Source organism: Qipengyuania vulgaris (assembly GCF_009827325.1).
Classification (GTDB): Bacteria; Pseudomonadota; Alphaproteobacteria; order Sphingomonadales; family Sphingomonadaceae; genus Qipengyuania; species Qipengyuania vulgaris.
In genome coordinates this window covers 1-23,116 of sequence record NZ_WTYC01000012.1, presented here as the reverse complement: position 1 = coordinate 23,116, position 23,116 = coordinate 1, and the positions used below count along the sequence as shown (strand labels likewise).

At 56.3% G+C, this 23,116-nt stretch carries 18 protein-coding genes; 7 read left to right on the top strand and 11 right to left on the bottom strand.

Translation table 11 applies throughout. The annotated features are described in order from the left end of the window. Positions 1 to 22 precede the first annotated feature (22 nt). Positions 23 to 445 (bottom strand): hypothetical protein, encoded by a 423-nt coding sequence (locus GRI69_RS16170; protein ID WP_237453144.1) that lies wholly within the window; start codon positions 443 to 445, stop codon positions 23 to 25. Between the two features lie 672 nt (positions 446 to 1,117). Between GRI69_RS16170 and GRI69_RS14440 the strand changes: the two genes are divergently transcribed. Genes GRI69_RS14440 through GRI69_RS14425 form a run of 4 tightly spaced genes read left to right on the top strand, consistent with a single transcriptional unit; the run spans position 1,118 to position 4,307 of the window. Further along, positions 1,118 to 2,362, top strand: a complete 1,245-nt coding sequence (locus GRI69_RS14440; protein ID WP_160728976.1) for a tyrosine-type recombinase/integrase — start codon at positions 1,118 to 1,120, stop codon at positions 2,360 to 2,362. Next, complete coding sequence (locus tag GRI69_RS14435; RefSeq protein WP_160728975.1) at positions 2,359 to 3,600, top strand: tyrosine-type recombinase/integrase; 1,242 nt, start codon at positions 2,359 to 2,361, stop codon at positions 3,598 to 3,600. The genes GRI69_RS14440 and GRI69_RS14435 overlap by 4 nt, the downstream gene beginning before the upstream one ends. Beyond that, entirely contained in the window at positions 3,593 to 3,991 is a 399-nt protein-coding gene (locus GRI69_RS14430; protein ID WP_237453143.1) for a type II toxin-antitoxin system RelE/ParE family toxin, read from the top strand. Before GRI69_RS14435 ends, GRI69_RS14430 begins: the two co-directional genes overlap by 8 nt. Continuing rightward, positions 3,978 to 4,307 carry a helix-turn-helix domain-containing protein gene (locus GRI69_RS14425; RefSeq protein WP_160728974.1) on the top strand — a complete coding sequence of 110 codons (330 nt, stop codon included), beginning with the start codon at positions 3,978 to 3,980 and terminating at the stop codon, positions 4,305 to 4,307. Before GRI69_RS14430 ends, GRI69_RS14425 begins: the two co-directional genes overlap by 14 nt. 52 nt (positions 4,308 to 4,359) lie before the next feature. Here the strand turns inward: GRI69_RS14425 and GRI69_RS14420 are convergent, their stop codons facing one another. Further along, positions 4,360 to 5,649, bottom strand: coding sequence for a hypothetical protein (locus GRI69_RS14420; protein ID WP_160728973.1), 1,290 nt, complete (start codon positions 5,647 to 5,649; stop codon positions 4,360 to 4,362). Continuing rightward, complete coding sequence (locus tag GRI69_RS14415) at positions 5,646 to 6,149, bottom strand: hypothetical protein (protein WP_160728972.1); 504 nt, start codon at positions 6,147 to 6,149, stop codon at positions 5,646 to 5,648. The genes GRI69_RS14420 and GRI69_RS14415 overlap by 4 nt, the downstream gene beginning before the upstream one ends. Before the next feature lie 534 nt (positions 6,150 to 6,683). Here GRI69_RS14415 and GRI69_RS14410 point away from each other — a divergent pair. Together GRI69_RS14410 and GRI69_RS14405 are read left to right on the top strand one after the other, a co-directional pair. Beyond that, complete coding sequence (locus tag GRI69_RS14410; protein ID WP_160728971.1) at positions 6,684 to 7,676, top strand: tyrosine-type recombinase/integrase; 993 nt, start codon at positions 6,684 to 6,686, stop codon at positions 7,674 to 7,676. Beyond that, entirely contained in the window at positions 7,673 to 8,836 is a 1,164-nt protein-coding gene (locus GRI69_RS14405; protein WP_160728970.1) for a site-specific integrase, read from the top strand. Before GRI69_RS14410 ends, GRI69_RS14405 begins: the two co-directional genes overlap by 4 nt. Before the next feature lie 362 nt (positions 8,837 to 9,198). Here the strand turns inward: GRI69_RS14405 and GRI69_RS14400 are convergent, their stop codons facing one another. The 8 genes from GRI69_RS14400 to GRI69_RS14365 form a co-directional block, all read right to left on the bottom strand. After that, on the bottom strand, positions 9,199 to 11,643 hold the full coding sequence (locus GRI69_RS14400) for a DEAD/DEAH box helicase (RefSeq protein WP_237453142.1): 2,445 nt from the start codon (positions 11,641 to 11,643) through the stop codon (positions 9,199 to 9,201). Beyond that, a complete protein-coding gene (locus GRI69_RS14395; protein WP_160728968.1) occupies positions 11,636 to 12,436 on the bottom strand; it encodes a Hachiman antiphage defense system protein HamA in 801 nt (266 codons plus the stop codon). The genes GRI69_RS14400 and GRI69_RS14395 overlap by 8 nt, the downstream gene beginning before the upstream one ends. A gap of 202 nt (positions 12,437 to 12,638) precedes the next feature. After that, positions 12,639 to 13,139: a GNAT family N-acetyltransferase gene (locus GRI69_RS14390; protein ID WP_160728967.1), complete on the bottom strand. Its 501-nt coding sequence runs from the start codon at positions 13,137 to 13,139 to the stop codon at positions 12,639 to 12,641. Between the two features lie 289 nt (positions 13,140 to 13,428). After that, positions 13,429 to 15,471, bottom strand: a complete 2,043-nt coding sequence (locus GRI69_RS14385; protein WP_160728966.1) for an AIPR family protein — start codon at positions 15,469 to 15,471, stop codon at positions 13,429 to 13,431. Further along, positions 15,461 to 16,480, bottom strand: coding sequence for a PD-(D/E)XK motif protein (locus tag GRI69_RS14380; protein WP_160728965.1), 1,020 nt, complete (start codon positions 16,478 to 16,480; stop codon positions 15,461 to 15,463). Before GRI69_RS14380 ends, GRI69_RS14385 begins: the two co-directional genes overlap by 11 nt. Further along, on the bottom strand, positions 16,477 to 19,218 hold the full coding sequence (locus GRI69_RS14375; RefSeq protein ID WP_160728964.1) for a Z1 domain-containing protein: 2,742 nt from the start codon (positions 19,216 to 19,218) through the stop codon (positions 16,477 to 16,479). Before GRI69_RS14375 ends, GRI69_RS14380 begins: the two co-directional genes overlap by 4 nt. Next, the gene (locus GRI69_RS14370) at positions 19,215 to 20,738 is read right to left on the bottom strand and encodes an ATP-binding protein (RefSeq protein ID WP_160728963.1); all 1,524 of its coding nucleotides are present in this window, start codon (positions 20,736 to 20,738) and stop codon (positions 19,215 to 19,217) included. The genes GRI69_RS14375 and GRI69_RS14370 overlap by 4 nt, the downstream gene beginning before the upstream one ends. Beyond that, the gene (locus GRI69_RS14365; protein WP_160728962.1) at positions 20,728 to 22,350 is read right to left on the bottom strand and encodes a DNA cytosine methyltransferase; all 1,623 of its coding nucleotides are present in this window, start codon (positions 22,348 to 22,350) and stop codon (positions 20,728 to 20,730) included. The genes GRI69_RS14370 and GRI69_RS14365 overlap by 11 nt, the downstream gene beginning before the upstream one ends. A 63-nt stretch (positions 22,351 to 22,413) precedes the next feature. Here GRI69_RS14365 and GRI69_RS14360 point away from each other — a divergent pair, with 63 nt between their 5' ends. Next, positions 22,414 to 22,893, top strand: coding sequence for a very short patch repair endonuclease (locus tag GRI69_RS14360; protein WP_160728961.1), 480 nt, complete (start codon positions 22,414 to 22,416; stop codon positions 22,891 to 22,893). The last annotated feature ends 223 nt before the right edge of the window (positions 22,894 to 23,116 follow it).

Below are 23,116 nucleotides of genomic sequence, written 5' to 3'. Positions count from 1 at the left end.
GCGGCTGCGCAATGAAGCGCGGCTACTTACCGTAATCCTTATATGCAGAATGCACGAGGAAAGGGTGGCACAGATACACCTTGCCGGCCGGACCCGTTGCCAGTTGCTCCAGGCGATGGGCCGATCCGGCGAATCCGTCCGAGGCCAACTCTCGAAGGGTCAGACCGGCTTCCTTGGCCGGTGCGAGTTGTCGCGCTGTATCGATATGCGAGCCGACCCGAATGCGCGTTGAGGAATCGTGAATACCCACATCCGAGAATAGGAACAGCATCAACAGGGCGCGGCCCTTGCGGTGCACATTGGCCCGCCACTCCATGAAGTCGGGCTTCTCATAAGCGAAGCTGACCTCGATGTGCCACCCGTCGTCTCCAGGTTCTTCGGCAGATGGAAAGCCAACAGCAAATGTTCCGAGTCCGCCCCGCGGCAGCCACCGACCTTTGCCCACAAGCTGGTCGAATGCTGTATGCAGGGCGGTTGTGTTTGCCGCTTCGTGAAACGGAGCCTGATCGAACCGCTCGAGACGGGCCGGGTCCAGGTGGTCGAGTCATCGGGATCGCATCCCGTGGCCACCCACAGGATCGCGCGCGCTTCTGCGGCCACCTTGGATGAAAATGCAGCACCCACCCAGACGAAGCCGTCGCGAACGAAGCGGGCAATGGCATCTGCGCCAAGCGCAGAGAAGTATCGATTAGGCGCGTATGGTCGAGCGGCATTGCTGCTTCACGAGCCGGAAACCCGGCCAGCTCAGCCCAACGGAAAGGGTCGAGGCGCGATTGAGAGTGATGAACTTCATGGGCTTCTGCTACCTGATGTATTGTAGAGACACGACAAACGGCTGCCATTCAACAGGTGCTGGGCATACATGGGTGGTCTGCCATGGGGTCGGAAGCAAAATGGCCGATTTGCATTGGTTGCCTGCCCAAAGCAGACAGTCAGCAACCGGCCCATTTTGAGCCACCACTTATATACCGAGAGCTACTGGCTTACGGTCGGTGTGCTCTCAGCGAGTAGGGTGAAGGAGCGGACTTTAAGCACACCGTACGCCGCCATGCGGAAGAAAGAGATTGTTAAGCAATAGGTTACGCGAAGTTGTTCCTCTACAAAGAGGAGCAAGTCAATGCAAGCAAATGGCTATCTGCTACCAGAGAATGAAGCCACGAATCAGTTCAGTAAAGGGCGCGGGAGTGGTGAAAAGGCCAAACCGTCGAACCGGGTAAGGCTCAACGGCAACATAGTCCGCCGCAAACCGGGCAAGCGCATCCGCGAGTATTGGGACATAGACCTGCCTGGCTTTGGCCTTCGGGTAAATCCCGGCGGCAGGCGAACGTGGTTTGTCCTGTTCCGCCAGCGCGGCAAGCTGCGGCGGGTGTCGCTTGGAACTTCCCGCGACATCTCGCCCGCCACGGCCCGACGCCTCGCGCGGGCGAAACTGGCAGAGGTGGCGCTGGATGGGCTGCCGACACGCAAGAAGGCCCGCGCTGCGCAGAAGAGCGATGCGCCGTTGCTGCGTGATTACGCCGAACGCTTCTGGGCTGACTATTCGCGACACTGGAAACCATCGACCCGCAAGCGCAACGAGAGCGCCATCTTCAAGGAAATCCTCCGCGCGTTCGGCGACCGGCGCATCGACGAACTGGCGAAGGGGGATATCCTGTTCTGGCGCGACAGCTTTGTCGAACGCCCCGGCGTGTTCAACCGCACCCTGCCGGTCTTCTCCGTGATGATGGGATACGCGGAGCGACTTGGCCTGCGACCGCGTGGCTCCAATCCGTGCAAAGGCACGCCCCGTTACAAGCGTAAGCCAATGGAGCGGTTTCTGTCGCCGCATGAATATGCGCGGCTTGCCACAGCATTGCGGGATTACGAGGCCGAGCAGCCGCACTACGTCGCGGCGATCCGCCTGCTGATGTTCACCGGCGCGCGATGCGGCGAGATCGAGCAACTGCGCTGGGAATGGGTGCAGGAACCGCGCCTGATGCTGCCCGACAGCAAGACCGGCGCAAAGATCGTCTATCTCAACCGGCAGGCCGTGGATGTGATTGCATCGCTCCCAGACCGGAAGCCGACCGGGCTGCTATTTCCCTCGTTCCGAAATCCCGACAAGCCGATCATGCTCGGCATCCATTGGTCGAAAATCCGCAATCGAGCAGCATTGCCGGATGTGCGCCTGCATGACCTGCGCCACAGCTTCGCCTCAGTCGCAATCCGCGACAACATCTCGCTGATGGTGATCGGCAAGCTGCTGGGCCACGCGCTGGCAGAAACGACAACCAGATATGCCCACCTGTCCGACGAGATAGTCGCCGATGCTGCGGAGCGCGTCTCCGGTTCCATCGCTCGCCTGATCGGAGTCGGACAATGAACGCGCTGACCCTGAGGGGGATCGTCGCCGAAGAGCTGGGCAGCCTCAAACTCCATGTGATTGGCAAGTGCGGTGGCCTGGGCGAGCTGCGCAAGACCTGCTGGACTCGCGAACTGCCCGGCTTCGGGACGCGGCATTATGCTAGCGGGCGCAAGGTCTACATCGTCCAGGCACGGATGGAAGGGCGCACCCGCACGGTGACGATTGGCAACGCAAAGGTGCTGAGCCGCGTGCAGGCAATGGATGTGGCGCGCCGAGTGCTGCTGCGTGCCCAGACTGGCGACAATCCGGCGGAGGAGCGCAAGCGGCTGCGCAATGTTCCATCCTACCGGGACTTCCTCAAGACCTACTGGGAGCGCGTATCGCCGAAGTGGAAGCCGTCCACGCTCTACACCCACCGCTATTACAAGCGGAAATATCTCGACCGGGCCTTTGAAGGCCTGTTCCTTGATGAGATCGAGGAGCGCCATGTGCAGGAATGGTTCAACCGGATCACCAACACTGGCGGTCCCGGCGCCGCCAACCGTTGCGGCGAAATCCTGCGCGCCATGTTCAACAAGGCGGAGCAATGGAGCGTGCGGCCCGAAGGATCGAACCCTTGCCTCTATATCCGCAAGAACAAGGGGCGGAAGTGCGAGCGATTCCTGTCCGATCAGGAGTTCAGGCGGATTGGCGAAGTGCTTGACCGCCACCGCAAAGCCTTCCCGCTGCATTGCGCGGCGATCAGCCTGTTGATCCTGACTGGCTGCCGCAAGTCTGAGATCACCTGCCTCAAATGGAGCGAGGTGCGGGGAAGGCGTTTGCTGCTGACCGACAGCAAGACCGGCCCGCGAACGGTCTGGCTGGCTGAAGCGGCTGCAACGATCCTCCACGCCCTACCACGTCGGGAAAAGCAGCGCTATGTGTTCTGGAACCCGGCCACCCAGCGCCCGATCACCGATATCGGCAGCTTATGGAGCAAGCTGCGTGACGAGGCAGGCCTTCCCGGCGTGCGCATCCATGACCTGCGGCACAGCTTCGCCAGCCATGCCGCCGCCCATTCCGAAACCCTGCCGATGATTGGCAAGCTGCTCGGTCATGCAGACGTGCGGACCACTACCCGCTATGCCCACCTTGACGATGGGCACGTCATCGAGGCAGCGCAGCGCATCGGCGACCAGATTGAGCAAAACATGAGCGGTTCTTATTCATTGAGCCGTAACACTAAGTATGATAGTGGGCCGTTGCTGCATGACTGAGAATCCGCGCATCCGCATCTACGCCAACCGCTGGTTCGCCAAGTTCGCGGCAAAGGAAAAGATCAGCGATGCCACGCTTGCTGATGCCGTGCATCGGGCCGAATCCGGCCTGATCGATGCCGACCTTGGCAGCGGCCTCATCAAACAGCGTATCGCACGCCAGGGCGGAGGCAAGTCGGGCGGTTATCGTTCGATCCTGATCTTCCGCTCGGGCGAGCGGGCCATATTCGTGTTTGCCTTCGCCAAGAGCGACAAGGCGAACCTGAGTGCGGCGGAACTGAAGGTCTATCGCAGCGCGGCCAGTATCATGCTGGGGCTGGGCGATGACCAGATCGAAACGGAAGTTGAGGCAGGCCGATTGGTCGAGGTGAAAGACGATGAGCAAGGCTAAGGCAAAGACCTACAAGAGCGAGGCGATGGCCGCCCTCCACGAGATGATGGAAGGCCTTCACAATGCAGGCAGCATCGACAAGCGCACCATGCGCGAGTTCGATGAAGCCTGCCTTGCGCCTGCGCCCATTCTGTCGCCCGACGAGATCAAAGCGATCCGCGAAGCGGAGCATGTCTCGCAACCGGTGTTCGCGCGCTATCTCAACGTGTCGAAGAACCTTGTGTCGGACTGGGAGCGCGGAGCGAAGAAGCCGGGAGGCCCCGCGCTGCGGCTGCTGTCGATCATTCAGCGCAGCGGGCTGGATGCGGTGGCGTAAACCGGGACAATTGCCACGCCACATCTCCAGCCAGCCCCCTAATCCTGTCCGGTCAGCGGCATGTAGTGATTGTGCCGATGGTGTTGCAGATGACCTTGTTTCCGCCCGGAGGGGTGATGGGTTGCACCTGAGGTGGCTGCCAGCTTTGCACTCCCTGTAAAGTCTGCTGAGTTTGCTGTTGGAGCTGTCTGTTGGCTTGGCTGATATCGTTCCACGCCTGTTGATTCCGCTGCTGTTGCACCATGTATTGCTGCATCGCTATTTGCTGCTGAATCTGGCGCTGCTGTTCAGCGGTAGCGGCTCTCTGCTGCAAGCTTTCAAGCTGCCTTTGGTAATTTGCCGAGGCCACGGCATAGGGTTCCTTGAACTGGTCTCTCCAAGTGCAGATCTTGGTGTATTCGGTCTGGTCCAAACCACGGACGCTGCCTTTCCCATTGCAAGCCTTATACAGGTATTCGCGCTCAATTTGCTGTGCGCGCTGGAGGGTCGCACTGGCGCTCGCAGTTGCCGTTGCAATCTCCTGATATTTTGCCTGCAAATGCTCGGTGTACGCGGTTGGCAACCTAACCGGCTCCGGCCTGCCGTTGACGCGTTTGAAATGAGCAACGGCTCCATTTCCATATCGTGCAATGGCAACGCCACCCGGTGTATTGGTCTTCGGATCGATGATTTCGATAGCAAAGGTTGCCGCGTTTGGATTAACTACGGGCGCAGCCGAATTATCTGAAAATTTGAACGCTAGCGCGCCATAATTTTGCGTAAGGAGATAATTCCGCTGCGGGTTAAACGCTGCGCTTTGAATGATGTAGCCGTTGCCCTGCCCGTCGATGACGCTCAGAGTTTGAAGCGCGTTAAACCCGTTGATTGAGTTGTCCATTTTCTCAGCGAGCTGGGTCACTGAGGGGAACTGCGATCCACCGACTGCATAGACCACCATGTTGTTGACGAAATCATAGTCTACTCGCGGGGCAGACCAGTCGCCTCCGGTGCCGTCGTGGATCGTGATCTCTTCCACATGATGGGTATCAGACATCGCAATGTCCCGACCTAGCCCAAAGGCAAAACCGTTCCGACATTCGCCGTCCCAATATGCGCGGAAGTTGGGCCGTTCGAGCTGATCCCGAGTGGTCGGCAACTTGCACGGCTCGGTCTTATTGGCGGGTTGAACGTAAAGCTTTTCAGGGGGAGGAGGAGCCGCTGCCGGTCTGGCTAGCAACGACCGTTCGAACTCTGAGGCCTCCTGATAGTTGATCGCCTTGGGCTTGGATCCGGCATATGCCGAGGTCGCGCACGCAAAGACGCTTGCAATGGACACCAGGTAGGAAAGTTTCCGCATCTTCATTTCATCTCCGTCCGATAAATGCGTTGCAGTGCATTTATCGCCTTTTCCAATCGTTCATTGAGAGACGCATTCGGTCCGTTCTGCCCAGCAGGAAAGACGCTGTCCTCGCGCAGTTGATGCACGATGTCATGGACTTCTTTCACATCCGCGCGCCCTCTCGCGGGCACCATGCCTTCGAGCACAAGAACACTATGCCTTACCTCTGCAATCTTCTGTTGAAGTCCGATCACGTCCTCGTCCGCCGCTCCAAACACCGGCTGACCCGCGAGCGTTTTCAAATAGTAAAGTTGCTGCAAGAGCTTAACAATTTGCTCTATGCTCGCAGCCTTCAGCAGTGAATTTCTTTGGAAAGAAAACGTGCTTTTCGCCACCCAAAAGGCGGCGATGGCTGCGATTGCGGAAGCCAATGCCGCAACCGTCTGCAATGCCGTAGAGCAATCAGTCATCGTCTGTTTTGGAGCCCCAAATTCTAGAAACATCATCGGTTTAGTCAGCGACATGCCGATCTTGCAAGGGCAGATGACTGATAAAAATTCGGGCTGCCTGCGACTCGGCATAGCGAGTTCGAGTTCCGGACGAAGCGATGGCCAAGTGCTACAAAAATCGCCTCATGCGCAGTGTTCGACGTCGCAGGGAGGCTATCTCTCAAGCGCCGAATGGGCTAGGAAATCCGCGTGAAACCAAGGCCTTTGCCACCAAAAGTTGGGCGGGGAAGTGGTCGATCACAACGGTCCAAATAGGGAACAACTTCGCGCACACCGGACGCAGCCTAAGCTGCATGAATGAAAGAAAGGCACTCTAAAACAATAAGTTCAGTTTCGGTAACACGTGAGCGATCGCATGGTAGCCAAGGCTCAGTCATAGCCCCTCGAAGGCCATCGTTCAGGTTGAAACTGACTGGTCATATCGCCCGTCGCAAGTCGCTTCCGATCGGTATCACGTGGGACACGGAACTTCCCGGCTTCGGACTTCGCAAACGGCAATCGGGACACCTTACTTGGATAGTCAAGCATAGCCCGCGAGGTGTGCAGCGCATGGTGACACTTGGTTGCGCGGGGATAACGGCAGGTGCGCTGAGCGCGCCCGCCGCGCGCGCTGCCGCGCGCAGTTTGCTCATCAAGGCGACGCTTGCCGACCTTCCGACCGCGCCGGAGAAGAGGCGAGTACCTCTGTTCGCTGATTATGCCGAAGAGTTCTGGCAGGATTATTCGCCACATTGGAAGCCAGCGACCCAGCGATCGTCGCGTTCACGCATCGATCAGTTGCTTGTGCCGAGGTTCGGTGACCTGCCGGTCGACATGATCGAACGCGGAGACATCAACCGCTGGCGCGACAGCATGGCGGAGCGGGGAGGGACCTTCAATCGCGCCATCCCCATCATTTCGGTGATGATGCAGTATGCCGAGAAGCTGGGTTACCGGGCGAAGAACACCAACCCGTGTCGCGGTGTCTCGCGCTTTAAACGCGACCTTCCCGAGCGCTACCTTTCCGCCGATGAATATCGCAGGCTGGGGCGCGTTCTGGCCGAACACGATGGGGTCAATCCTTTCGTCATTCCCGCGCTGCTCATGCTCATCTACACTGGCGCACGGGTCTCCGAGATCGCGACCTTGCGCTGGCGATATGTTCAGCCGCCACGGCTGCAATTGCCAGACAGCAAGACTGGCCCGAAGACGATCTATCTCAACCCGCAGGCTATTGCAGTGCTTGATGGACTAGAACGTCGCGCCGACGGGCTGCTGGTCTTTCCTGCCATACGTCGCGAGGCTCCGATCAATCTCGGTCAGTACTGGGATCGCATCAGGCGCAAGGCCGCGCTGCCCGACGTGCGGCTCCACGATCTGCGCCACAGCTTTGCCTCGGTTGCCATCGCTCAACACATTCCACTGGCGACCATCGGCAAGCTTCTCGGCCACGCACTTCCGGAAACGACTGCGAGGTACGCGCATCTGGCAGACGAAGTGATTGCTGAAAGCGCCGATCGCATCTGCTCCAATCTCGCCAGTGCAATGGGGATCGCTGCATGACCCAGTACGATCTCAGGCAGATCATTGCAGAGGAACTGGCACGCGTCGTTCCGGGCGAGGCAGGCAAGCGCCGCTCGAGATTCGACTATGTGCTCCCCGGCTTTGGTGAGCGCATCCATCCATCGGGCCGGAAGAGCTATGTCCTGCAGCGCACGATAGGCGGCAAGCAACGGCTCATCACCATTGGCGATGGAGCAATCCTGACAGAGCGCATTGCCAAAGATGTTGCCCGACGCCTTATCCTGCGCATTGAGCTTGGCGAGAACCCTGCCGACAAGAAGCAGCGCGGCCGCAAGACGCCGACCTATTCGGCATTTTTGCAATCATACTGGGAAGTCGCGGCGCCGACCTGGAAGCCATCAACGCGGGAGATCCAAGACATTTACCGGCGGACCCATCTCGATCATGTGTTTCCGGGCAAGTTCATCGACGAAATCAGCCATGCCGATGCGATCCGGTGGCATGCTGAGCTTACGCGCTCGGCCGGCCCAGGCGCTGCCAATCGCGCCATGGAAATCATGAAAGCCATGTTCGGCAAGGCCGAGGTTTGGGGCTATTTGCCGGAGCATTCAAATCCGTTTCGCGGTGTGAAGCGCAACCGGGGACGCAAGATCGAGCGCTTTTTGAGTCAGGACGAGATGGCCCGGCTTGGTCGCAAATTGGTGGACAATCGTGCTGAAAACCCCGTCGAGGTCGCGGTGATCTCGCTTCTTGCGCTGACAGGCTGTCGTCGCGGCGAGATCCTGAACCTCACTTGGGGCGAGGTTCAAGGCCGTAAATTGAAACTCACAGATTCGAAGACTGGCCCGCGCATTGTCTGGCTTGGTCAGGAGGCGAGGGCTGTGCTCGACGCATTCCCGCGCGGAAAGAAGGACCAGCGCGTTTTCACCTTCGATGTTCTGCCGAGATCGGCTTTGGATTGGTTTTGGCGGAGATTGCGGACCGAAGCCGGACTGGACGATGTCCGGTTGCACGACCTTAGGCACAACTACGCCAGCCTGGCGGCGCGATCTTCCGAAACGCTTCCGATGATCGGTAACCTTTTGGGACACAGACACGTCTCTACCACCGCTCGTTACGCGCACTTGGACGACGGTGTTCTCCTCGGGGCTGCCGCTTCGGTCGGGGCGAGCATTGCGCGGCAACTAGCGGGAGACTGATGAGGCAACTTGGAGAAGTCCGACAAGGCTAACTTGGCAAGTTCCTTGCATAATCGGGAATCTTAGTCTTGGGGCGGCTATGCACCCAAGTTTCGGTCGTCAGCTCATGTCAGGAGCCCATATTCGGTGTCTGTTGGTCGATAGCAGGGTTTCGTCAGGACGGGCTGAACGATGCTGCCGTTCATCCTCTTCTTATTGGCACCGTTACAAAATAGGTGCCATTGCATTTGTCGCGGAGGGGCGCATTGCATAGCCGCCGTGTGCTGCATCTGCCTTCTTTGACACTCAGCGATCTTCGAAACCAACGAATGGCTAAGCCTAAGCGGTCATTCGATAGCAGTGGCGGAATATACATTGGGTGTTTAGAAGTTGTGGTTTAGCCCCATATGCATTTCAGCTTCGAACACCAATATTTCGTTCTCGCCGTCCTGTCGCATTCGCTCTATCAGTTCTGGTCTGATATTAACAATGGAATCGTCTTTCTGGACATCAACAAAATCTGAGTACTTGTCGATAAGCTTCCCCGCAAGTATCGAGTTCACCCCGAAGTTCATCAATCTGATCTTTTCCTGATTGGTCGTTCCGTACTTGATCTTTAAGTATAGCTCTTCATCAAGCTTCCCGAGGTCGTGCAGAAGCTCTACGTATTTGAGCAAGTGATTATCAACGAAATCCTGCTCCTCTTTGATCCGTACTATCGCCAGATTCACTTGTTCGGCATGCGTTTTTTCACTGATGACAACCCAGCTCGGGCGAAAAGAGCCTTCCCTGGCGATTTCACCCCACTTCCCGACATACACTTCATCGCCGCCCATACCCTCCCAATAGCGAAGGAAATTCCTGATCATCTCCGCGTAGGAGGCGCCTTTGATCTTCCAATCAATCAGCATGGCGTAGAATGTCTGTGCGTTCTCCTCCTGCAAGCGGCGAAGAATGTCGAAAGCTGCACCGTCCTTGAGAAACGGCACAAACGCGCCAGCAATCAACTTCATGACGTCATTTGAATTCTGAAGCGGCTCAACAAGACCGTTGAGTATACCTTGGATTTCTACCTCGTGCTGGAGGACCTCTAACTCAGAGATGTTGTTCAAAAAGCATGCGCGGCCTACTGGTGTAGCGGCGCGGGTAACATCCAAGCCCGTGGTGCCCGGAAGGACATTCTCAAGAAATTCATCGGCCTCGCGCTTACGCTCTTCGGCGTCGTCATCTTCGATCAACCTTTCTTCCAACAATACGTTATCGATCTCATCTTGAAGCTTCAGGTCAACCTGTGCGACGGTCTTGATGAACTTTTTCAGATTGGCCCGATTATCCAAATAGGCGTCGCTTCCAATCAGGTATATTTCCGGTTCAAGCATCCTGAGATTGCCAGTCTCGCCACTGAATATTTCATTGAACCTGCATACCCGGCCTACAAGATTTCGAAACTCGGACTTGGTAAGGTTTCTTGGTCCCTTTTTGTTTTCAAGAATGAACATCTTCTCTGCTGGGATGTTCACTCCTTCCAGCAAAGTTGAGTTGCAAACAATATGACGAATTTCAGGGATCTCGGTGTAGGCGCGCTCAACGTAAAGCTTCACGATGTCCGGGACTGAACCATGGTGGTACAAGACGCCTTTGCGCAGGCCCTCAACAAGCAAATACTCAGTATGAAGAAATTCTGAAATGCTATCACACACTCGCGCAACACGATCGCTTTCGATACTGTCAATTCGCGAAAGAAATACGCGCATAAACTGTTCAATTTTTTTGGGCAGGTTGAAGAATATGATATTCTTTTTCGCAGCCTTTTCCAAAATCAAATCAATTTCGTCGTCGAAGGTGTCTTCCCCGCACTGAACGAACCGGTCAAAATATTGATCGTAAAGCTGGACGGCTTTGCCTTCTCGGCAGTCAACTAAGTAGAACCGTTCGGTCTTCAGGCCTTCCGTGACCTTGTATTTCTCTGGCTGGATTTCAGCGTATCGAAGTTGCAAATTCGTTTGATCGACTAGAAACGGAGTCAGGTACTTGAAACGCACGGCCGGATTTCGTCGCTTTTGCAGGATGATCACTTTAGCGAGCAACAAAGCCCGCGTGTCCTCTCCAAGCAAATTGTGCGCCTCGTCAACAAAGACAAAGTCGAAATTAACACCCGGATGCTTGATGAAAAACCTCAGCAATCGCTCTTGTGTAAAGACCGCCAGAAATTTGCAATCACCACCCTGCAACATTTCGGCGTGGGTGATGATTTGACGATCGTCTCCGGTAACGCGCTTTCTCAGCAAGCGTTGCTTGGTTTGGGCCAGCAGGGCTTTGGTTGGCACCAAGACGCAGACGCTGCTCTCGAGATTTTGATTGCAGAACTGGGAAATCAGTTCGGACTTCCCGTAAGACGTAGGAGCCGTAACCGTTACGTCCGTAAGTTTGTGCTCGGAAAAGAAGTTTCCCAAATCCAACTGTTGTTGCGTGAAGACAGCGCCTTCGACTTCGAACAACTTCAGCAGTGCTGAAAAATATACCGGGAAGAAATGCGTGGCCTCGCCCTTCGCCGCCAAGCCCGATTGTACACTGTCCACAATCGGCATGAACCCCCGGCCAATCGCAACGTCGTATAGCGGGACGTAGTCGCCCGTAAGGTTCGAATACATCACAACAATCCGGTATCCCAAAGCGGTGACATCCGGATTGTCGTTGTTCAGGAACAGTACCGCAGCGGTGAGGAGTGTTTCCGCTTGCGCCCGGCTCAATTCACTACGAGTTAACAGCGATTGATAATGAGCAAAGAAATCCGAATTTCTGAGTGTTTTGAGCGGTGCCTTAGCCAACTTCAATCTCGCTCCGCAGGAAATCTACGACGCTTTGTATGGTAGCCTTTTGCAGGGCAATTGACATCAAATCTCGGAACTCTTTCATATCCCTTTGTGAGATGTGCCTTCCTTCAAACTCTGCTCCGGTAGCGAACGTCTGTTCGCCGGAAAAACACACAGCCACCAGGACAGCGTTGTAGTCCGTACTAACTGATGCACCTGCTACAGCCTTTTCGTTGAAACTCTCAAGCAGTGTCTCGATTTGTGACTTGAGCTCTGAATCCTGCATGACCAGATTTGCCCCGTTTACCGCGTTTTGCCAAAGCGTGTTTCGTTCGCTGTTCAAGGCGGTCTTCAGATCATTTTTTGCTAGAGACAAAAGACCGCCCAGCTTGTTGATGCTTGATTCCACACCGCATTCACCAGCTTTCACCTCAACAAACCAGATTTCGCTTGTGCCCCTATGATGTAGGACGAGGTCAAATCCCTTTTTGATCGAGTCCTCTTCCATGTTGAAGAATGGTGAGGCCGCACGAAACTCGTCTTCATAATGCAAAAATAGTACGTGGGTCAGCAGCTCGCCGATCATGCCCTTTTGCGTGTCGAGGGATTTGTTGTCGAATTTTCCGAAGAAAGCTTTGAGCGTCGCTTGGTACGAATAAATAAGCGTCGTTCTCGATGCCTTTGCTGCGCCATGGCAAATCTCCGACAGGCGCGCCCGGATAACGACTTTCAATTCATCAGAGATATCTTCGATCGTGAAACAGAGGGAACCGGTTTCACTCTTTTCTAATTGAACCCCTTTCAACATGCTCCTTTCACGATCCTTCTAGAAGCAAAATCTAGCCATATCGACAATCTGATCCATTGAAAGCTACCCTCTCCTTCAAGTTCCTCGCCTCCATCTATGCAGCCACATAGATATATGATTATGTCGTACTAACGCTTGCTCGTCAGAACGCTGGCGATGCTCAACTCGATGTCCAGTTAACACCGGAAAATATTGGGTGCCGTCATTTTGTTTGTGACGTCCGAATGAAAAGATTGAGGATGTCTCCCGATCCGTTCCTCCAACCCTTGCCTACGGGGACGAATTTGAAGGACGGTAGCACACCTTTTTTCATCGCGGAATTGCTTGTAGTCGCAAAGACGCCGTTTCCGGCCGCAAGGCGCAGCACTTCTGCGACTAATGCTTTCGCTATGCCTTGGCCGGAATGGTTGGGCGAAACCGAGACGTAGCCGAGCTCATACGGGTATTCGCTTTCCGGTAGGGAGTAGCCCGCCTTTGCGGCTTCTTGAAGGCCAGATCGGTAGCCGACCAGCGGAACTTTCAAGGCAGCAACGCCAACCGTTTGGCCATAACCTTCTGCGAAGACGAGTTGGGCGCCCGGTCTTACCGCACCTCTCCGGACGTGGTTCTCATCAACAGCACCGCCGGACCCAACCAACTCAGCGAAGGTATCCAATTCTTCTCTTGTAGCGGTCGCACCAGCAAGTGACTTGTACTGGATCATACGGGCTCCGATCGAACTTGAAGTTGGAAACCTACTTGGCGCGGATGACCATTTTGGGGAAGCTTTTTAGATTGAACAGAAAGTGGAGGTCCCTGAGGTGCTTTCGTGCGATGTCGGCTCATTGAGGGCTGCTTTTTGCGTGCAATCATCCGCAAACAGACTGCCTGTTTGCGGCCCAAGAGCGGCGATACCAGAAGTGCCGAAACGCGGTGCGGAACGTTCCGCGCAATACACTCACCGGTGCTCGGAAAAATACGGAAGTCGCTTGTCCGAGGCTTCAGGCCAGTGCTTACGCTCGAAATCCCAGTCTTCGGGCCTCAGCCAAGATCTTTTCGCCATGCTCCGCTTGTTTGCGCGAAGGTTGCTTCGATGCTCGCGCGAGCTTGCCAAGGCTGAATGAAAGGCTTCTCTGCCAAGGTTGAAGATTGTTCGTGTCCTTGGCCCAAGCCGATAAGCCGAACCATGTTTCGGACGGAACTTCAGTTACCGCGTCGATCGTCTCTTGGTCCTTCTTCGAAAGCGCTCCCCCAAGTGCTTCCGGCTTCTTCCTCGTATTTCCCTTTTCCCTAGAGAGAAGGCCAGCCTCCACCCCTGCCGGAATCGCAATGTGCTTCTCGCGAAAGATATCCCAGCATTTTTCCTTCTTGCACCACTCAGTCACGTTCTGACCGCCGGGGGGATTAGTTACGTGCTCGTGGGCATGCGTTGAGATGGTCTCCACAAAACCAGCCAGCGCGTCAGACATTGACTGCTGAGCCCAAATTGCATCCAGATCGACACGCATCGCCGTGTGGTGGGAAAGCCACGCCAAGGAGTAGGTAACGATTTCAGCGCGGTGACCTCCGAACTTCTGCCGCGATACGATGCGTTCCGTCTGCCTGAACATGATGGCCCTGGCGATTGCCTCTCGAAAGTACTCGCCATCGGGAACGAAGCCTCCGCGCGCATCCAGACGATCCATGAAATCGAGGTAGCACTTCTGGGCATATCGGCTGACTATGTGAGGCAGCTGCGACCATGAGTGCTCGAATTTCGCGAGATCGGTCTTGGTGATCATCTGCTTCCGCGGGTGGATTGCTTCCCAAGCCTTCCGCTGCGCTGGCGTTGGGTTCTGAGCGAGAGCGTCGTGATACTGGCCTCGAGCCCGCTCGAAGAACCACTTCGTTTGCTTTTGGAGACCGTCGGTTGGCGGTGCCCATGTCGAGCGCGACAACTCCTCGAAGGCAATGTGAAACGGATGGTTGGAAGAGAAATCGGCAATGTTGACCTTGTTCTGATTGTTCGCCGATTGCGAGATGCGCGGTGCGATTTTTTCAACGTCTCCATCGGACAGGATCTCAGTTATCTTTACAGGGACCAACAGTTCGACGGGATCGACTTTGTCTTTTCTCGATGCTCGGAAGATGGATCCCGTAGTTTGCCCGCCGTTGACGATCTGCAGATCCCGGGCGGAGTGCAGCGCAACCGTGCCATCGCCGTTATCTTCGACTTTCAGTCCGGAAGCGGTGATGGACAGTCCGTTGTTGAACGCGAGGAACATCTCGGGCTCGTCCAGTATCGTCTTGCGGATACCTTGGTTTACCTTGCCACGAAGCTGGAGGAAACTCCTGACGTTGCGTTCGAGAAGGCGGGGTCCATGATCGCGATACATCTCTACGATCACCGAACCTGGAAGCATTGCCATCAGGCACCGATACCCGCCGCCACGCGGCGTTGCCGCAAGGCACCTTATGGGAGCTCCGTTGAGGCGCGTGAAGTCGATCTCGATGGGTTCGCGCAGTGAGCCGGAAGACGATGAACGATGGAGGCGCTGCAGATCCCACAGGTGACTGGAAACCTCGATACCGCCCAGCATCTCGTTGTCGATACGGTCTACCTTGGCTGTGCCGTCAGTAAGCACGAACAGCCGCACGCTACTCAGGTCATTTCGAGCGTCCCAGATCGAGCGCGCCATATCGTAGCCTTCCAGGGCGCTCTCGAGTGAACGGTGCATGCCGTCCAGAGACTTCTCCAGGAATGATCTGAGCCGCTTGAATGCCTGATCAATCTCTGACTTCGGCACGGGAACGACCGTGCCTTCGAGCCGCGGGAGCACCAGAAACAGGTCGAGACGTTCGTTGTCCTCGGATATGAAGTATCCGCTGCAGCGGTGGCCCCGACCCTCGATAAAACAAGCAATCCCGTCTTCGATCTCTTCGGCGTCCCGAAGATATTCGAACATGATGTTGGCGAAGGATTCCGCGCGCATTGCTCCATCTTCGACCGCGTCGGCACGGGATAAAACATCTTGCTGCAGGTTCTCGGCGAAGACCTTGAGTTCTTCAGTCTCCATTGGTTGTCTCTTCCAGTGATTTCGTCACGTCACCGCGCTGACACTCGTATTGTGAGAGATCGTCGGCGATGACGGAATACTTGATATCTCCGACCCCCGGCGGAAGGTTGGCTTCGGTCAGTCTCGGGAAGTGGTCACGGACATGGAAAAACCTGCACCCCGACACTTGCCAGCAGCGTTCTTGATAGAGGTTTGCATGAACATCGAGATATCCTGCCTTCAATAGGCAATCGTCCAGCAGGCGAGCCGCATAGAGATCGCTCGCTACCTTCTGGCGGCAGTTCCCGACTAATTCATTCAAGTTGCGCCCTGCGGCTGCGCTTTCGTCCAATCGAACATTGGCGAGGTAGAGGATCGAATGAGGCACCTCGTCAAGCTGCTTCTCGTTCGCGATCGCAAGTCGTGAATGCCTTTTCGCTAAGGTGGTCTTGACCTCGATGGCGACACCGAGACGAACGAAATCCTGATTTCCCGGATCTGGGCCGCGCCATGCTTCGACAGCTTCAGACGGATCCAAGACCTCCAGCATGAAGGTCTCAAGCACCCAAAGTTCGCCGAATAGACCCCTCTGTGCTTCATCTGAAAGCCCGTCTGGCGGAAGGCGTTCGAATAGACCTTGCCACATCGAGATCCGGTCGATGCAGCGTCGCAATGCGAATTCTGAGGTAGACTGATCTCTGGCAACGTCCAGAAGGTCGATCGCAAGTATCGCGAAGATGTCCCTGAGCCGCGGCTCCTCCAAGAGTATTCTCACCGACGTTCGAGCTGGGTCCGTTCGAAACGTTTCGTGCACCAGCTTCACGCCACGACACTTGGGGAGCCGCCCTCCGGTCGGACGAACGGTCCCGTCGCCTTCTATCAGAAGGCCAGGCTGACCTCCTGGCCAGAACACACACGCGTAGATGCCTACCGGAGCCTCGACATCCAAGAGTCGGCGATCAAGCCCGACGATTCCAGACGTCGCCAAGGCGAGGTTGTCCCAGATTTCGAATAGGTCTTCCGGTCTCACGCGAAGAGGTCTTCGAGCTGTTTCACGCTGTTTGCCGCGTAATCGACCAGCGGCGCATCGTCATCGAAGGGGAGACTGACGCCAAATCCGATGATCGGCGGAACATCCGCCTTGGATGTTCCTGGATCGAGGGGATAGACGAGTAGCAAACCTCTGTCCGGCGAACGTTGACGACGAATGAAAGGCCCCGAGGGATTCTTCGGCGCGTCCCTCTTGGGCCCCGACCTAGCCTCCCACGCCGAAAGGGTCTGGGCCATCGCTCGTTCTCGCTGCTCTGGTTCGAAGTCGATCATCTCGTCTGGGGGGCTAACAAGTCTACCGATGGTGAACTTCTCACTGTCTCCTTGAGACCTGTCATCTCGCTTGTTCAAGGGAACATCGTAGGGTCCGATTTCCGCTCTTCGCCTTGATGTCCCACCGGCTAAGAGAACGACCGTCCAGTCCGCGAGTCGCTCGTTCTCGAGCCTGCCACGAATGTACATCGAAAGAGCCTGAGCGTTCGCCTTCCACGAATCGCGAGAAGTTTCGATCTCTGACATAAGGTCACGGATCATTGCTCCATCGACGTCATTCCAAACATAGCGGCCGCTGGTCAGTTGTTTCTCCGGAAGTGCACGGAAGAATCGGTTGAACGCGTCGAGATTCTGCTGAGCACTCCGAGTCTCGAAGGAAACGGTTTCCGAAATCGTGCCGGAAAAGCCTGCTCGGATGCGACTGCTTGATCGCATCTTGTTCGCAGCAGTGATCATCAGGCCATCAGGATGTGTCCTGACGCGGTGTCCAAATTCAAGCGGATTGCCCCCTCGATCGAAGACCAGATCGAATTCTTCGCGCAGTTCCGACGTTGCGGTAGCAATATGACGATACCACTCAGTCAGGACCGGCGACGTGTACAGCCGACATAGATCGGCGTAGCGCGGACGATATCCGAACCAGCGCCCCATTTGCATGAGCGTATCGTACATCTTCGAGGTGCGTACGAAGTAACTGACGGATAGACCTTCCAAGGTCAGGCCGCGGGAGAGCTTGTCGCCTCCAATAGCGATGACCGACAGACCTTGTGGGTGTTCGGCATAGTCCAGTGCATCCTTTGCCGTCCCGTTGATCTCCCTCACAGTGATGCGCTTGGTCGCCTTGAAAAGCTCCTCTTCCACATCCTTCCACTCGACGGGAGAGAAATCCTCTAATGGGAGTGCCGCTTCTATAGGTCCGAACTTTGGGACAAATTCCGTTTCCCAGAGCTTCCGGAGCTTGGCCAGCACATCGCCGCCGGTTCCCGGAAATTCCAGCTGTCTTCGGATGTCCGTGAGAAACTCTCTGACATGTTCGGCTACCTGTTCTTGGACAAGCGTAAAGCGTGTCACGTGGATGAGCATGGAGTTGTCGGCTTCGGCGTCCCCACGGACCCGACGAGCGGCGCATGCTAGAATGAAGCAGAGGATCGCCTCCTGCATCGAGGGTGGCAGGGAATCGACCTCAAGCCATTTGTTATGACGTGGAGGAAAGATGTCTTCGGCATCTGCGATGCTCTTGATGATCGGCAGGCCTCGAGTTTCCTGACCATCTCCGGGGCGGTCGAGTCCAAACACCTTCTCGGCGCCGATGTAGTTTGAAGGCGCGGGGATGTTGATGATGAAACTTCGGGGAAATAGATCTTCACCGACCGTCTTGTTTGTCGCCTCATGGTGGATAAATACGTTGGCGAAGGGGGTCGCTGTATAGCCGACATACGCACTCTTCTCGAACAGCGTGAGCAGCTTGCGGATCAGCTCATTGGTGCGCGTTGGATCGGCATCCGGATCGATCTCGCCGAGATCGTCGCGGTACTCCTTGGTGTTTGCCGATGCATAGTCCGCTTCGTCATCGATTACGAGCAAGGGAACGTCACGCACAATCTTGCCACCCGGTATGGTGTCGTCGTTCTCCCCGCGAACCGAGGCGACCCACTTCAGTAGATTGCCAAGGATGCTGACGCTCTTCTTTACGACAAGTAGCACGGGGTCCTTGCCGCCGGGAATGATCTTGGTCCCATCTGCTGTGGTTCGCTTGAAATCACCGCTGTCGCTGCTGCTGGTGAGCGAATGTGCGATGAGCAGCTTCTGGCCCGGAAGTGCGCCGGCGCCGATCCTCTGGTTCTCCTGATCCCCTCTGAGACTCAAGCGAGTATCGAAGCCGAGAAACCCTTCGTCCAGGCGGATCTGGGTCTGACTTCGCAGGCTGTTGTGTACGCCGGCTAGGACGATGATCAGCGGATAGCCTGCATCCACGGCCTTGCAGATCAGCCCGGTATAGTTGGAGGTCTTGCCGGACTGAACATCGCCGACCACGAGGCCCCGGCGATCCCAGTTTCCCGACGTCCTTGGATCCCGAAGCCGGTCGAGAATGTCATCGGTCAGACCATCGAGTTGATCGATCACCGCCTCTGGGAATCTCTTCTTCAGTTCCAAATACGAACGATAGCGATCCCAGAACTCGAATTCTCGGTCCTCTCGCGCCGCTGCGATCCACGACTGAAAGTCCTTGTCGTCGATGACGGAATAGCCGCCGACGCGAATGTTGTTCTTGGCTTCCAAGGCCTTGCGAAGCCGATTGAGGTCCAGGTCGGCGAACTTGGGCATCGCTCCGACGACGGCAACGGTGCGATCAAGCGCTTCCATGGTGATCGGCTTCTCCAACTGCAGCAGCGACGTCGCTACGCCATACGCGGCAGAGAAGATTTCCTCGTCCATCGGTTTCATTCGGCGGCCCTTCCAGCATTGCTTCGTCGCATTTCCATCGACTGTTCGACGAATGCGGCAACTATTTCCGGATAGGCATCGAACGGCTCCATCCTGATCAGTTCCTCTCCGGCTTCGAGTGGGGACCTGCCCGATGACACGAGAGCAGCGAAGACGGCTTCCATGGCGCTTCGGAGCTCTGCGCTTGCTCCTTCAAAGGGCTGCGCAAGGGAATCCGGGGCCTCGGCATTGTTGACCACGATCAGCGGTGCGGGGACGGTCTGTTCTATCAGGCTCATTAGTGCTCTGATGGGCTTCTTGTCTTCCGCTTCAGCCAAGACTGTTGCCACTAGCGGGTGGTCGCGGTTGATCTTGTAGAACGTCTTCCCATGCTTGGTCAGGTGCTTCCAAAGGAAGGCGCCGCCGTCTCCTAGCGTGCGCTGGATCAGCTTTCCACGATGACGATAGATACTGGATGCTCGGCTCCTCGCCGCACGCGCAATTCGCCTAAGGTCCTTTCTGAGAGCAGCAGGTGGATGAGCTTGCGACTTTTTCACGTCGATCTGCCAGCTCAGATCGGTCGAGTTCGGAAGGTCGATTCGAATGCGCGCCAGCTTGAAATGCTCTTCCTTCTGCATACCAAGACCGAGCCAGTCGCCGGCAACGAGAAGCCGCCGATTTCGGTAGATATAGAAGCCCTGATGTGCGTTCCAGCCATTGTATCCGGCAGCACTCGCGTGTGCTTCGGCACTGATTCTGCTGTGGTGGGGTAGAATGAAGCCCTTCACCTCGAAGCGTTCGGAACCGACGCCCAGCGTCTCTGACGGCAGTGCCTCGGAAAGACCCGAGTCTTCGAGGAACGGGTCCCATGGCTCTACAGGGCGGCCATTGAGATGGATCTTTACGGAATGGCGACCTCGAAGATATCGATGGAAGACCATCGCGAGATGGTCTCGCACTGCCTCGGCCCGCTCGCGGAAATGCCGCTGGACGACATCATTATCCTCGTCGACATCACCTACGAGAGTGTCGAGCCTATCCCAGAAGAGGACAGTGCCTGAGTTCTCTCGATCCAGGAGTTTCTGATCTTCCGGTTTCAGCAGGCTTCTCCCCTTGAGCAGTCGCCATTCGCCGGATCGAACCTGGGAGAGATAATCGAGGTCCCACCGCCTTACTGCCAAGGCAGAGTCTACCTCACGCGTCATGACAGTCAGGCATCGGCACTGGGAGATCGAGGCCGTTTTCATTCCCAGTCCAAACCTTCCTAGGTCGTTCGGGTCGCGATCCTCGACCGGGCTTGTGCTTCCTGGACGCATTGCTTCGACGAGCTTTGTCTCGGACATCCCACGTCCGTCATCCCGGATCGTTACCCGAGAATTTCTCCCGGCCCATGTAAGATCGATCCAGATATTCTTCGCGCCTGCCGTAAGGCTATTGTCCAGAACATCTGCGATAGCAGTCGGAAGATCGTACCCGAAAGCGCGAAGAGATTCGAAGAGATCGGTCGCCCCCGGCCCCGCGAGATCATACTCAAGCTGCATCCACGAGGTCCGCTGTCTTGGGTTTCCCGTCCTTCGGTGCTTCGGTCACTTCGCCTCCGGCTCCGCGCAGCATCGTGAGAAGCGTATCTCCGATCTTCCTTGCCAGCAAAGGCGGAACCGCGTTTCCTACTTGGATGTACTGGGCGGTTCTCGTTCCCATGAAGAAGTAGTTGTCCGGGAAGGTCTGAAGCCTAGCCGCCTCCCTTACCGTAAGGCTGCGACATTGCAGCGGATCGGGATGAATAAAATAGTGCCCGTCCTTTGAGATGTGGCATGTGATCGTCGTTGATGGATTATCCCAAACCTGCACCCGAAATCTATCGGCGAACTTCCCGCTGGCCCAACTCTTGTGTGAAGGTGCCAGTTCTTGAGGAAACATCCCCGCCGTTGGCGACTTGCCGGACAATTCGGCAGATAGTGAGGCAAAGAAGTACCTAGCCAGATCGCCTGGCATGTGGCCCCTCGTTTCGTTGTTCGGTAGGGTAACGAGTTTTGGATCTATAAGCCATTCGCGCAACTCAGCCGGGCATTCCGACGCAATTCCGATCCCTTCCCCCCGACGCGGCGGAAGGGTGTTAAGTCCCGCCACATTCGCTCGATAGAATTTCGCCTTTTCCCTCAAGAGATCGTCGTGCGCGCCAAGCTTCCCTCGGCCGACTGAGGTGATCGCATCGATAGCGGTCAGAAGCGCGCTCCGCCACTCCGTCGGTCCGTCGGAACTCTTGCTTAAGCCGCTCCTCATCGGGGGCATCGACCCCAAAACATCCCGTACAGCGGCCGGCTTTTCCACTCCTTCCATGCGTACAGATAGGAGATCTGGTCCGATGGCTTCGGCGACGTCCTCTCTGACGCCGACAATGATGACGCGATGCCTAGCTTGCGGAATGCCAAACTCTTCGGCGCGAACGAGAAAGTCGCGCGCGTCTGGACCTTCCGCGTCAAGTTCGATTTGGCCTGTCGCCTTCGACGCAATGGCGAGTAGGCGGTACTTCTCCCCTTCAGACCTATCGCCGCTGAGGTCGGATAGCACCTGCTCAACGATCCGGGCGCGGCCATCGACAGATGACGAGAGCAGCCCCTTCACGTTCTCCATGACGAAGGCCACGGGGCGAAGTCGGTCAAGGATGCGAATGTATTCCTGGTAAAGGAAATGCCGTCCATCCTCTGACGGCACATAACCCGCCTTTCCAGCGTTCCGTGCACGGCCCACCAGCGAGTAGGCCTGGCAGGGTGGGCCGCCGATTAGGATCACCCGATCCTGTCCTTCAGCCCTGATCTCGTCGAGGCGATTGTCGAGCCTTAAGGACGGATCTTCCTGGCCAAGTTCCATGAGCCAGGCTTCTTCCACCCCCTTATCCCACTCAGGTGGATAGAGTTCGCTCCAGTTCGGCTCATCGCAGTTTCCGTTGATGAAGTCGTAGTACTCGTCGGGAGGACTTTCGAATTGACGAAGGAAGCTGCGCAGCCTCAGTGTGGCATGTGCGGTAGGGTCTTTCTCGATGGAAAGGACGACGCGGAACGGGCGCGATCCGTCTGGATGCTGTACCCTCGAAAAGCCCTCGGCTAGTCCCCCCGGACCCGCAAAAATGTCAACGACGGAGTATTTGTGCAAGGAAGGCCCCAGAATTCATCACTAAGAAGACGACATCGGATGTCGAACTAAGATTGCTTCTCTATGGCAGAATCTACAGTCGCTACAACAAGATCAAGAATGATGGCCGCGATCCGTGGAAAGGACACGAAGCCCGAGCTGATGGTCCGTCGTGGTCTCCACGCAAGGGGATTCCGCTATCGGCTCCATTCCTTGAAACTACCAGGCAAGCCCGATATCGTGCTCACTTCACGGAGGGCAGCTATCTTCGTCCATGGGTGCTTCTGGCATAGGCATATGGGATGTCACTGGTGCACTTTCCCGAAGACAAGGAAGGAATTCTGGACGTCGAAGTTTGCTCTCAATGTCGCCAGAGATACACGTCAGCAAGAGGAGCTACTGCAGTTAGGCTGGAGGGTGGCCATCGTCTGGGAGTGTGCGACGAAAGCGTCTGATTTTGGCTGCACCATCGAAAAACTCGCAGCATGGCTGGAATCCTCCGACCGTTCTTTTGAAACAGCCGTGATCAGGGCTGGCGATACCGATGCACCGACGTGCTTGTGACCTTTTGGGCAATCCACGCCAAGGGCGCTTCCCGATCCCGCTTGCCTCATCGAGCAGAGTGCGAAATTCTGATTGCAGCAGGGTCTCGGCACCTTCAGACCCGCACCCGATACCCATCCGGCTTTCTTCGCGAACAGTCCTGAACCAAGTCAGCTGAGGACGGCAACCCGTTCCTTTCCGGCCGTGTGGTCGCGCTTCGCGCGCCTGCCCGCACCACCCGTCA